This window comes from Streptomyces caeruleatus (genome assembly GCF_001514235.1).
Taxonomy (GTDB): Bacteria; Actinomycetota; Actinomycetes; order Streptomycetales; family Streptomycetaceae; genus Streptomyces; species Streptomyces caeruleatus.
This window is the reverse complement of the sequence record NZ_KQ948928.1, coordinates 558,836-571,169: the sequence shown is the minus strand read 5'-3', so window position 1 is coordinate 571,169 and position 12,334 is coordinate 558,836. Positions and strand designations below refer to the sequence as shown.

Genomic DNA, 12,334 nt, shown 5'->3' with positions numbered 1-12,334 from the left:
TTCAGACCTGGGGCGCCCCGGTTCCGGTCGGGGCGCCCCAGGGGTTCATCCCACCCGCGCCAGGCCGTTCGGCACCAGATGCAGGGCGGTGAGTTCGTCGCGGACGAGCTCCGCGTACGTCGTGGCGCCGTGCACCGAGGTGTGGGTGTTGTCGCGCTTCTCGTTGTAGAGGTACAGCGCCTTGGAGGCCTCGACGCCCAGGGACTCCACCAGCGTCTTCGTCTTCGCCGTCAGGTCGATGAGGGGGACGTCCCGGTCGGCGGCGACCGAGCGGATGACGGCCGGGTGGTCCACGCCCAGGCCGTTCACCAGCAGGGCCGTGCCGTTGTTGAGCGTGCCGTCGGCGTTGAACCAGCGGCGCACGATCGGGGTGACGAGGACGGGCTCGCCGCGCTTCTCGCGGACCCCGGCGACCAGGGCCTCCAGGTTGGCCCGGTAGGTCGCCTCGTCGGTGGTCTTGTCGTTGTGGGCGAGCTGGATCAGGACCAGGTCGCCGGGGCGGATCCGCGGCTGGACGGTGGCCCAGAGGCGGGAGTCCGCGAGGTAGGTGACCGTGCTTTCGCCGGAGTCGGCGTAGTTGGCGACGGAGACGCCCTTGCGGAGGTACTGCGGCAGCTGCTGGCCCCAGCCGGAGTACGGGTCTGCGGGCTGGTCGCAGACGGTGGAGTCGCCGACGAGGAAGATCTGGCGGGCGTGCCGTGCGGGGGTGACCCTGATGTCGGCGAGCGCGGGGGCCGCCCCGCCGAGCCGGAGGTCGAGGCCGGCGGTGCCGTCGGGGCCGGTGGGCTCGCCCTCGGGGGTGCGGACGTTCACGGTGAAGCTGCGGGAGACACGCGCGCCGGCCGGGGCTGCCGTCTCGGGGAGCAGGGCGCGGCGGGTCTCGCCGGTGACGCTCGTGCTGGACGCGGCCTCGCCGCCGAGGAGGACCTTCACGTCGTACGTGCCGGGCGGGACGTCGAAGTGGCAGACGGTGGCGGTGCAGCTCTCCAGGCCGAGGGGGCGCTGACCGTCGTACGACCCGTGCGCCTGGGCCGGTACGGCCGCCAGGCCGGTGCTCAGCGTCAGCGCAGCCAGGACGGCGAGGTTGAAACGTCTCATTCGTCGACTCCTCCACAGGACGACAAGGCCTGGCGCTGGACCGTACCCGTTTCCGCAAGCGCTTTCTAGAGTCCGGTCGGATTTCACAGAACTGCCAACTCCTCCGCGACGAAAGCCCTTTCGCGAAATCGATTCAACTGTCACTCTCGCTCTCACCCGCACCACCCCCACGATCCTCGAGATACCTCTCGAACACCTCTCGAAGGAGGCACCCCCCATGTCCGGATCCACCGACAGAGCGGTCCGACGCCGTACCTTCGTGCTCGGTACCGCGGCCGCGGCCGGGACCGCCGCGCTGAGCGGGACCGCGGCCGCCGCGGCCTTCGGCTGGAGCGACGACGGGTCGAACTACGTCGTCGACACCGGCGCCAACCTCGTCTTCAAGGTCAGCAAGTCCAACGGCGACCTGACCTCGCTGGTCTACCGGGGCACGGAGTACCAGGGCTACGGCGGCATGAACTCGCACATCGAGTCCGGCCTCGGCAGCTCCACCGTGTCCATCAGGCAGTCGGGTTCGACCATCCTGATCTCGGTCGCGTACGGCACGCTGCGGCACTACTACGCGGCCCGCAGCGGCGAGAACAACATCTACCTGTGGACCAACAAGGCCGACACGTCGGTCTCCGCCACGCGCTACATCCTGCGGGTGAAGAAGGGCCTGTTCCTCAACGACGAGCCCGACTCCTACACGTACACCAACAGCACCATCGAGGCCTCGGACGTGTTCGCGAAGTCCGACGGCCAGACCCGCTCGAAGCACTACTCGAAGCGGCGGGTGATGGACTACGACTACGTCGGCTGGTCCGGCGGCGGCGTCGGTCTGTGGATCGTGCGCAGCAACCACGAGAAGGCGTCCGGCGGCCCGTTCTACCGCTCGCTGCTGCGCCACCAGAGCGCGGACGGCGGCGGCCTGTACGAGATCCTGTACTACGGCCAGAACCAGACCGAGGCCCAGCGCTTCGGCCTCCAGGGCCCGTACGTCATCGCCCTCACGGACGGCGGGGCGCCCTCCTCGTCGCTGTTCCCGGGCACGCTGACCACCTCGTGGGCGGACTCGCTCGGCATGTCCGGTTACGTCGGTGCGAGCGGGCGCGGCAAGGTGGCCGGGGTCGGGATCTCCGGGCGGAACACGGCCTACCCGTACACGGTCGGGCTCGCCAACTCGGCGGCTCAGTACTGGGGTTCGGCGCGCTCGTCGGACGGCTTCTTCTCGATCGAGGGTGTGCTGCCGGGGACGTACACCCTGACCGTGTTCAAGGGCGAACTCGCCGTGTACACGGGGTCGGTGACGGTCACAGCCGGTGGTACGACCACCCTCAACACGATCGCGATCCCGTCCTCGAACGATCCGGGCAACGCGAGCGCGATCTGGCGGATCGGCGACTGGAACGGCACGCCGAGCGGGTTCAAGAACGCCGACCTGATGACCTACGCGCACCCCTCCGACGTCCGCGCCGCGTCCTGGACCGGCAACGTCGTCATCGGCAGCAACGAGACGGCCTCCTTCCCGTGCTACCTCTGGAAGGACGTCAACAGCGGCATCCTCGTGTACTTCAAGCTGACGGCGGCGCAGGCGGCGGCCGCGCACACCCTGCGGATCGGCGTGACGACGGCGTACGCCAACGGCCGCCCCCAGGTGTCGGTCAACGGCAACTGGACCTCCGCCATCCCCTCCCCGCCCACCCAGCCGGACACCCGCTCGCTGACGAACGGTTCGTACCGGGGCAACAACCACACCTTCACGTACAGCGTGCCGGCGTCCGCCTGGCTGACGGACACCGGCCAGTACAACGTGCTGAAGATCGACGTGGTGAGCGGTTCGGGGCTGACCGGCTATCTCAGCGCGGGCACGGCGATCGACGCGATCGACCTGCTCGCCTGACGGCACCGGCACCTCATGTCCCGCGCGTCCACTGCTGGTTCGTCGCGCCGTTGCACGTGTACGTGATGATCGCGGCGCCATTGGCGGTGGACGCGCCGTTCACGTCCAGGCACTCCCCGGTCGCGCGGGACTTGACGTTCACGTAGGAGCCGGTGGTCGTGAGCGAGAACTGCTGGCTGGTCGAGGAGGCGTTGCAGTTCTCCTGGGTGACCGTGCTCGCGTTCTCCTGCACGCACAGGGAGCTGTTCCTGACCAGCAGCTGGTAGTAGCCGCTGCCGACGGACTTGAACCAGTACTTCTGGTTGTTGCCGCCGTTGCAGTCGTACTGCTTGATCTGGGCGCCCTGCCACAGCGACTGACTGGTGACGTCGGCGCACTTGGACGAGTTCCGGGCGATCAGCGTGTTGTACGTGGCGCTCGTCCCGCTGACCGAGCCGGTGGCCGTGTCGATGGTGATCTCCGGGGACCAGGACATGGACATCGAGGTCGAGGAGGGGAAGGTCAGCGGCAGCCAGACGTAGCGGGAGTCGTTGACGGTGCCGCCGAAGGAGTTGCCCCAGCGGTCGCCCAGGTAGAGGTACGAGGTGGTCGAAGTGCCCTGCACCGGGAGGACGTACGCGGTCTGCGAGCCGTAGGCCGTGGAGTCGCCGATGTTCGTCATCGCGGTCCACGGGCCGGCGATGCTGGTGGCCGTGGCGTACTGCTGCTGGTTGGGGTTCCAGCTGGTCGCGCCGGACGTCAGCATGAAGTAGACGCCGTTGCGCTTGAACAGGGCGGGGGCCTCGCGGTGGCCGCCGTGCCAGGGGTCGGCGACCAGGGCGGCGATGCCGGTGTAGTCGCTGGTCAGGCGGTAGATCTGGAGGTCGTAGTTCTCGCGGGCGGCGGAGGCCATGTAGCCGGTGCCGTCGGTGTCGACGAAGACCGTGATGTCACGGGACATGTGCTGGCCGAGGGGGCGGAAGCTGCCCTGCCAGGTGTAGTTGCCGTCGACGGTGTCGGAGACGGCGACGGCGGCGCGGGCCTCGCTGTAGTCGGTGCCGTTCTCCTTGTGCATCCACATGACGAACTTGCCGGTGGAGGCGTTGTACATGACCTTGGGGCGCTCGATGTTGGCGGTGGCCAGCTCGGCGGCGCTCGACTGGGTCAGGACGTGGTTCCTGAACTCCCAGTTCTTCAGGTCGGTGGAGCGGTAGGCGTCCACGTACCGGAAGGTGTTGTCGCTGTTGCGGTGCTCGCCGAACCAGTAGTAGTACGAGCCGACCTTGATGACGCCGCCGCCGTGGGCGTGCACCGGGTTGCCCGAGGTGTCGGTGAACTGGGTGCCGTTGGTGACGGTCTGGGGTGCCGCCTGGGCGGGGCCGGCGGCCGCGAGGGCGCCCGCGACCGCCAGACACAGGGCGAGCAGAACGGCGTACGCACGTCTCATCTCACGCACTCTCCTTCACGGTCGCGGCAGCCGTGTCGGCCACGGGTACGCCGAAGTCCGGGGTGCCGTCCGGGTTCCAGCCGAGCTTCTGGACGCGGGTGTGGCGGTTGGGGTCGTTCAGCGGGTCGCCGACGATCTCCTTGTACTGGCGGGCGTGGTAGACGAGGACGTCGCTGCGGCCGTCTTCGGCGACGGTGAAGCAGTTGTGGCCGGGGCCGTACTGCTTCGTGGTGTCGTTGCTGGTGAACACGGGCGTCGGCGACTTGGCCCAGCTCCCCGGGTCCATGAGGTTGGCGTCGGCGTCGGCGGTGAGCATGCCGACGCAGTAGTGGTGGTCGGTGGCGGAGGCCGAGTAGGTGAGGAAGATCCGGCCGTTGCGCTTGAGGGCGTAGGGGCCCTCGTTGACCTTGAAGCCGACGCACTCCCAGTCGTACTCCGGTGTGGACAGCCGGATCTGGGGTCCCTTCAGGGTCCACGGGTTGGCCATCTCGGAGAGGAAGAGCCCGGTGTTGTTGTCCAGCCCGGGTTCGTGCTGCGCCCAGCAGAGGTAGCGGGTGCCTCGGTGGGTGAAGGTGGTGGCGTCGAGAGAGAAGGTCTCCCAGGCGGTCTTCACCTGGCCGCGCTCCACCCAGGTGCCCTTGAGGGGGTTGGGGTGGGAGTTCTCCAGGACCCAGATGCGGATCTTCCACACGTCCTCGGCGGGCGCGGAGGCGAAGTAGATGTACCACTTGCCGCCGATGCGGTGCAGCTCCGGCGCCCAGATGTGCGCGCCCATGTCGCCGGTGGCGTGGGCCCGCCAGATGACCGACTCCGCGGCCGTGGTCAGGCCGTTCAGGGTGCGGGAGCGGCGCAGGATGATGCGGTCGTACTCGGGGGCGGTGGCCGTGAAGTAGTAGAAGCCGTCGGTGTGACGGTTGATGTGGGGGTCAGCGCGCTGCTGGACGAGGGGGTTCACGTAGGGGGCTGCCTTCGGGGGCGCGGCGTGGGCGACACCGGGGAGGGTGGACGCGGCGGTCAGGGCACCGGCGGCTGCGGCGCCCTTCAGCAGCAGTCTGCGGCTGGGCACTTGAGGGTCTGGGGGGAGGTGGGGCAGGTCGTCTGCGCGGCTCATGCGGACTGCCTCTCGGGGTTCTCACAGGGGGAGTTGTTCGAAATAACGGACATGATCTGTCATTACGAACGCCGAAAAGGTAAGGGTGTGGAACCAGGAGGTCAACGGGTTCGACGTGACCAAGAGAGCGCTTACCGAAGAGTCGCGATTTTCTGTTATCGGCGCCCTCCCCGCCCGTCTCCGATGACGTGCGCAGCCATACCCACAAGACAGCAGCGGCCGTCGGCGCCCTCGCGGCCGTGGCCGCCCTGACCGTCGGGGCTCCTCCCGCGGCCGCCGCCGACCGGGACGTGACCGCCGGCGTCCTGGCCGACCGGGACGTGACGCTCGGCGGCGACACGGTGGTCACCGTGCCGTCGGGGACGACGACGTACGACGGTGTCTTCCGCGGCGAGGGCACGCTCACCGTGCGCGGCACCGGGACCCTGGTCCTGACCAGGGACAGCGACTTCACCCTGCCGAAGTCCCGGCAGCGGCAGAAGGTGAGCGTCCTCGGCGGCAACCACCCGTACGTCACCACCACCGACGCCGACCCGCCCGCGATCACGGTCGAGCGCGGGGCGACCCTGCAGTACGGCGACGGCGGCACGACCGGGCTGATCGGCCACTTCCCGTACGGCACCCCGGCGTTCCGGCTCAACCAGGACAACATCCGGGTCGACGGCACCCTGCGGCTGTCGCTGAAGAGCGCCTACAACCTGGGCACGATCAGCGGCTCCGGCCTCATCACCCAGCCCCGCTTCCTCTGGGGCACCTGGGACCTGGCGGGCACCCACCCCTTCTCCGGGGTGATCGACAACGGCACGCAGGTCAACGCCGGACGCCCGGAGTTCGCGACATCGCTGCCGCACCTGCGGAAGATCCTCAACCAGGGCACGTACACGGTGGACACCCCGCTGGGCCGGACCGTGACCATGGGCATGGACTTCTACCAGCGCGAGTACGGCAGCGACATCAACGTCCAGTCCCGGCCGGGCGGCAAGGTGATCCTCACGGGCCAGTACAGCTGGTCCGACCAGGGCGGCGACACCGACCCCTCGCTCAGCGACCCGGCCCTGAACTGGACGCCCGCGCCCAAGAACGTCAACAAGCGCGGCACCAACATCAAGGGCGCGAACGTCCAGTGGGGCGACGGCACCACGAACAAGATCTTCATGCCAGGCACGGCGGAGACCGTCTACATCAACCTCCTGGCGGCCCGCTCCCGCTCCCTGCTCACCTTCGACTACAACGGCCCGGTGACGCTGGGCGCCCCCATCGGCGGCGGCAGGTTCCACGACACGCTCGCCGCGCCCGGCGCCGGGGACGTCGTCATCAAGGGGACGAAGGGCAACGACGTCACCTTCGCGGCCGTGCAGTACTACGACGGCTCGACGACCGTCGAGAAGGGTGCCGTGCTGCGCCTGGGCAGCGGCCGGGCGGGCGGCGACGGCGGGCTCTACACCCGGGGCGCCCTCCACAAGGTCGTCAACGACGGCTCACTGGTCCTGAACAACACGGGCAAACCCCTGTCGCTGTCCCGCGTCAGCGGCAGCGGCTCGCTCACCCAGGCGGGGTCCGCGACGGCGACCCTGACGGGCGGCGCGGTGACGTACACCGGCACCACCACCGTCGAGCGGGGCACCCTCGCCCTGCGCGACGGCGCGACCCTCGCCCGCAGCAGGACGATCCGGCTCACGACGGCCAAGTCCCGGCTGGACGCGGGCGCCTCGGGACTGCGCGTGGGCACGGGCAGGACACTGACCGGCAGGGGCACCGTGCGGGGAGCGGTGACGAACGACGGGGTGGTCGCGAGCGGCCTGACCGTCTCCGGCGACTACACCCAGTCGGCGCAGGGCGAACTGGTTCTGCGCGAGGGCCCGTTGAAGGTCACGGGCGCCGTCCGCCTGGCCGGCGACCTGGACCTGGCGTCCGCCGCGACCGCGACCGCACCGGCCCCGAAGATCACCGTCCTCGACCACCGGGGCCGCGCGAAGACGTCCGGCAGCTTCACCGGCCTCAAGGAGGGCAGGAAGCTCCAGCTGGACGACACCACCTACCGCATCAGCTACCGGGGCGGCGACGGCAACGACGTGGTCCTCACCGCCGTCACCGCCACCCCCTCCCCCGGCTCGGACACCCCCCGCACGGCGGCCGACACCCTCGGCTCCCCCGGCCCCCGCACCGCGAGCGTCGCGAGCAGCGGCCTCGGCTGGTGGCCCTACGTCCTGGCCTCGGGCCTGCTCGTCGGGCTCGCCGTCCCGGCGACGAGGTTCGGACGGGGACGCGGGCGGCGGCGCGGTGGGCGGCACGCGGCGTAGGGACGCCCGGGGTGTCCCGCATGCCGGACACCCGCCCCCACTCGACTACCGTCGTCACCATGACCAGCACCATCACCCTCGCCGAAGCCCTCGCCGCCGGACCCGTCGTGCTCGACGGCGGCATGTCCAACCAGCTGGAGTCCGCCGGGCACGACCTGAGCGACGAGCTGTGGTCGGCGCGGCTGCTCGCGGAGCAGCCGGAGGCCATCACCGAGGCGCATCTCGCCTACTTCGAGGCCGGGGCGGACGTGGCGATCACGTCGAGCTACCAGGCCACCTTCGAGGGGTTCGGCAAGCGAGGGATCGGGCGGGAGCGGGCGGCCGAACTGCTCGCCCTGAGCGTGGAGTTGGCGCGCGAGGCCGCCCGGCAGGCGCAGCGCAAGGGGGTCGCCCGGCCGCTGTGGGTGGCCGCGTCGGTCGGGCCGTACGGGGCGATGCTGGCGGACGGCTCCGAGTACCGGGGGCGGTACGGGCTGAGCGTGGACGAGCTGGAGCGCTTCCACCGGCCCCGGCTGGAGGTGCTGGCCGCGGCCCGTCCCGACGTGCTGGCTCTGGAGACCGTCCCGGACGCCGACGAGGCCGAGGCGCTGCTGCGGGCGGTGCGCGGGCTGGACGTGCCGGCCTGGCTGTCGTACTCCGTCGCCGGGGAGCGCACCCGCGCCGGGCAGCCGCTGGAGGAGGCGTTCGCCCTGGCCGCCGACGCGGACGAGGTGATCGCGGTCGGCGTGAACTGCTGCGTGCCGGAGGACGTCGAGCGTGCCGTCGAGACCGCCGCCCGGGTCACCGGCAAGCCGGTCGTCGTCTACCCGAACAGCGGGGAGGCCTGGGACGCCGAGGCGCGGGCCTGGAACGGCCGCTCCTCCTTCACCCCGGAGGAGGTCCTGGGGTGGCGCGCGTCCGGGGCGCGGCTGATCGGGGGGTGCTGCCGGGTCGGGCCCGAGGCGGTCGCGGGGATCGCGAGGTCATTGAAGGCATAACGTCTGCCGACTCCCCCACCGCACTGCTAGCCTCCGGACGGGAACCGGTTGCTGCCGTGTTTCCGCAGTTCGAGGGGGCGAGGCAGGGATGACCAGGAAGAGCGAGGACGCGGGGCGCAGCACCATCCGGGACGTGGCGGCCCGGGCGGGGGTGTCTGCGTCGACCGTGTCGCGGGTCCTCGGCGGGGTGTATCCGGTGAGTTCGGCGACCCGGACGCGTGTGATGCGGGCGGTGCGGGACCTGGACTACGTCGCCGACGCGCGGGCGAAGGCGGTCGCGGGCGTCGGCACGCCCACGCTGGCGTTCGTGCTGGAGGACATCACCGGGCCGTCGTTCGCGCACATGGCGCACGGGGTGGAGCGGGAGGCGCGGCGGCTCGGGCATCTGTGCCTGGTGTGCACCACGGAGGGCGACGTCCAGCACGAGGTGGAGTTCGTCGAGATGATGCGCGCCCAGCGTGCCGCCGCCGTGATCCTGGTCGGCGGCTCGGCCGACACCCCCGAGTACCGCGAGCGCACCCGCCGCATGGCCGACTCGCTGGCGTCGGCGGGCTCCCGGCTGGTGCTGTGCGGCCGGCCGCCGCTCGGCCCCGGGGCGCCGGTCACGGTCATCGAGTACGACAACGAGGGCGGGGCCTACGCCCTGGTCGCCCACGTCCTCACCCAGGGGCATCAGCGGGTGCTGTTCCTCGGCGGCGCGTCCGACCACACCACCGCGCAGGGCCGTGAGCGCGGCTATCTCGCCGCCCACCGCGCCCGCGGCCTGGACCCCGACCCCGCGCTGCTCCGGCACGGCGACTTCACCCGCGACTCCGGGCACCGCCTGATGCGCGAGGCCCTGGAGCAGGGCCTGGAGTTCACGGCCGTGGTCGCCGCCACCGACATGGTCGCGGCCGGTGCGCTGACCGCCCTGCACGAGGCCGGCCTGAGCGTGCCCGGCGACGTGTCGCTGGCCGGCTACGACGACATCCCGTTCGCCCGCGACCTGCACCCCGCCCTGACGACGGTGCACGTCCCCTACGAGGAGCTGGGCCGCCTCGCCGTACGCACCGCGCTCGGCCGGACCCCGGAGAATCCGGACGAGCATCTGCTGCTGGGCACGCATGTGGTGGTGCGGGACTCGGTGGCGCCGGCGAAGTAGGAACGTCAGCGCGGTTCAGCGGGCGAGGCGGCCGACCACCACAGGCGCACCTCCTTGCGCACGTCCGTGGGCCGCAGCTCCCAGCCCTGGGCGCGGGCCGCGTAGGCGACGTAGCCGCCGCCCACGCCGCGGTAGTCGCGCAGCCGTATGGCGCACTCCACGGGCGGCTTCGCCTTGTTCGGGCGGGCCGGGGCCGAGGCGCGGGCCGTCCAGCGGGCGACCACCTTGTCGACGCGGGCCCGGTAGTACTCCGTGTCGCCCTCGTGCCGCAGCTCCGGCCAGGTCACGCACCAGCCGGCCAGGTCCATGAGAGGGCCGAGGGTGCGGTCCATCACCTTCATGAACCCCTGCTCGTACCGATCGCTGAACGCCGCGATCACCTCGGTCAGTACGCCCACGGCGAGCAGCACCGCGAACACGGCCAGCCACACCACGACGAGCACCGGGAAGAACACCACACTCGCGAGGAAGAGAAGGGTCAACTTCCCTCGGGGCCGCACCGGTTCGGGCGTCCAGCGCGAGGGATCCTCGTATTCGTACATGCAAAGGATCTTGCCCTACGGCCGAGTCGGCCCGCCGCCCGCCCCCGGGACCGGAATCAGTGCCGCCGTACCGCGCCGGGCAGCCGCAGACGTCGGACCACCGCCCGCAGCTCCGCGCCGCGCCCGGCCGGACCGAGGGCCGGGGCGGGTGGGGTCTGCGGGGCGGTGGCCGCTGCGGCCCACAGGGCGAGCTCGGCGTCGCGCGGGCCGTGCGCGGTACGGGTCTCGCCGTCGCCGAAGACCCGCACCGGATGCGAGTCGTCCCAGGGCTGCCACCCCGGGTCGCCCTCGACCGCGAACCGCACCCACGCCCGGTGCATCTCGTCGGCCAGCTCCTGCGGGGCTCCGTCCCCGGCCAGCTTGCGGGACTCGGGGACGCCGCCGGTGTCGAAGACGAAGCCGAGCTCCAGCGCGTGGCAGGAGCCCAGGGCGTGTGGCGAAAGTCCCGTCGTCCGCCCGGAGGGCGGGCCGGGCGGCGTCTGGTGCGTGCTCTCGGCGTGCCGGGCGGAAGCCCTCGTACTGGTTGTACGTGGGCTTTCGCCCGGTGCGGCGAGAGGGCGTGCCAGGCGTCGCCCGGCAGGCGGGGCTTTCGCCACACGCCCTGGGTCGGGGAGAGTGGAGGGCCAGGCGAACTCGTACATGTACGACGTCCCGGGGCGGGCGTCGGCCAGGTGGTGCAGGGGGATGCGCAAGAGGTGGTCGGTGACCATCTGGCCGACGATCTCGGCGGTGCCGGCCTCCGGGTGCAGGATGCGGTAGCCGCGCGGGATGTCGGCGCCTGCGTGGCAGCGGGCCATGGCGCCGGCCAGGGCGACGGCGCCGAGCCGGTCGACGCGCTCCAGCAGCCCGCCGGGCACCAGCCACAGCCGGTACTCGTCGCGGGTCCAGCCCATCATCAGGTCCACGCCGACCGCGGCGTCACCCTCCGTGATCGCCGTGAGGGGGTCGCGGGGCACGATGTCGCCGTCGACGACGATCCCGAAGGCGGGCCCGCCCAGCACGGGGCTGCTGAGCCGGCCGACCTCGGCCTGGGTGCGCAGCAGCAGCTCACGGTCGACGTCCGCGAAGGCGACGGCGGTCGCGGGGATCTTCAGCCGGGTGGCCATACGGCGCACCATCCGCCGTACCTTGTCGCGGTCGGCGGTCTCGGGCGGTCCGCTCTGCAGGATCGCCCGCCGGACCAGGCCCTGGGCCTGCGGGGCGGCGAGCAGCGCGCCGATGCTGATCGCGCCGGCGGACTGGCCGAACAGGGTGATGCGGCCGGGGTCGCCGCCGAAGGCCTCGATGGACTCGTGCACCCAGTTCAGGGCGGCGAGCTGGTCGCGCAGGCCGGGGTTGGCGGGGACGTCCGGGAAGTAGCCGTAGCCCTCGACGCCCAGCCGGTAGTTCACCGAGACCAGGACGACGCCGTCGCGGGCGAAGGACCGGCCGTCGTACACGGGCATGCCCGAGGAGCCGCGGGTCAGGGCGCCGCCGTGCAGCCACACCATGACCGGCAGCCGGGCGCCCGGGCCGGGTTCGGGGGTCCAGACGTTGAGGTTGAGGCAGTCGTCGCCGGGCACGACGGGGTCGGACAGGTACTGCGCGAAGGCCTCGGAGTACGGCGGTTTCGGCGGGGTCGGCCCGAAGGCCACGGCCTCGCGCACACCGTCCCAGGGCTCCGGCGGCACGGGCGGCCGGAACCTGAGCGGGCCGAACGGGGGCGCCGCGTAGGGGATGCCGCGGAACACCGCGACGCCCTGTTCGTACCGGCCCCGTACGGCACCGTAAGGCGTGCTCACCACGGGGTCTGTACCGGAATCTGTCTGGACTGCTGCCATGTGTCCACCAGCCTCCTCACCGCGCTCGTGCACCGTG

At 71.5% G+C, this 12,334-nt stretch carries 9 protein-coding genes; 4 read left to right on the top strand and 5 right to left on the bottom strand.

Annotated features, from left to right (window positions below; all coding sequences use genetic code 11):
• Positions 1-45: 45 nt before the first annotated feature.
• A complete protein-coding gene (locus AQJ67_RS17975; protein ID WP_062719887.1) occupies positions 46-1,098 on the bottom strand; it encodes a rhamnogalacturonan acetylesterase in 1,053 nt (350 codons plus the stop codon).
• Between the two features lie 217 nt (positions 1,099-1,315).
• On the opposite strand from AQJ67_RS17975, the gene AQJ67_RS17970 reads away from it, so the two are divergent.
• Entirely contained in the window at positions 1,316-2,980 is a 1,665-nt protein-coding gene (locus tag AQJ67_RS17970) for a rhamnogalacturonan lyase B N-terminal domain-containing protein (RefSeq protein ID WP_062719885.1), read from the top strand.
• Between the two features lie 13 nt (positions 2,981-2,993).
• On the opposite strand, the gene AQJ67_RS17965 is transcribed toward AQJ67_RS17970, so the two are convergent.
• On the bottom strand, positions 2,994-4,406 hold the full coding sequence (locus AQJ67_RS17965) for a family 43 glycosylhydrolase (protein ID WP_062719883.1): 1,413 nt from the start codon (positions 4,404-4,406) through the stop codon (positions 2,994-2,996).
• A gap of 1 nt (position 4,407) precedes the next feature.
• Positions 4,408-5,517, bottom strand: coding sequence for a glycoside hydrolase family 43 protein (locus tag AQJ67_RS17960; RefSeq protein ID WP_062719881.1), 1,110 nt, complete (start codon positions 5,515-5,517; stop codon positions 4,408-4,410).
• Between the two features lie 188 nt (positions 5,518-5,705).
• On the opposite strand from AQJ67_RS17960, the gene AQJ67_RS17955 reads away from it, so the two are divergent.
• The 3 genes from AQJ67_RS17955 (at position 5,706) to AQJ67_RS17945 (ending at position 9,935) form a co-directional block, all read left to right on the top strand.
• The gene (locus AQJ67_RS17955) at positions 5,706-7,817 is read left to right on the top strand and encodes an autotransporter (protein WP_062719879.1); all 2,112 of its coding nucleotides are present in this window, start codon (positions 5,706-5,708) and stop codon (positions 7,815-7,817) included.
• A gap of 59 nt (positions 7,818-7,876) precedes the next feature.
• Positions 7,877-8,794, top strand: a complete 918-nt coding sequence (mmuM, locus tag AQJ67_RS17950; protein WP_062720092.1) for a homocysteine S-methyltransferase — start codon at positions 7,877-7,879, stop codon at positions 8,792-8,794.
• Between the two features lie 88 nt (positions 8,795-8,882).
• Positions 8,883-9,935 carry a LacI family DNA-binding transcriptional regulator gene (locus AQJ67_RS17945; protein WP_062719872.1) on the top strand — a complete coding sequence of 351 codons (1,053 nt, stop codon included), beginning with the start codon at positions 8,883-8,885 and terminating at the stop codon, positions 9,933-9,935.
• Between the two features lie 5 nt (positions 9,936-9,940).
• Here AQJ67_RS17945 and AQJ67_RS17940 read toward each other — a convergent pair whose 3' ends face one another.
• Together AQJ67_RS17940 and AQJ67_RS17935 are read right to left on the bottom strand one after the other, a co-directional pair.
• Positions 9,941-10,477 carry a hypothetical protein gene (locus tag AQJ67_RS17940; protein WP_062719869.1) on the bottom strand — a complete coding sequence of 179 codons (537 nt, stop codon included), beginning with the start codon at positions 10,475-10,477 and terminating at the stop codon, positions 9,941-9,943.
• Positions 10,478-10,533: 56 nt separating this feature from the next.
• A complete protein-coding gene (locus tag AQJ67_RS17935) occupies positions 10,534-12,297 on the bottom strand; it encodes a carboxylesterase/lipase family protein (protein ID WP_062719868.1) in 1,764 nt (587 codons plus the stop codon).
• Between the last annotated feature and the right edge of the window lie 37 nt (positions 12,298-12,334).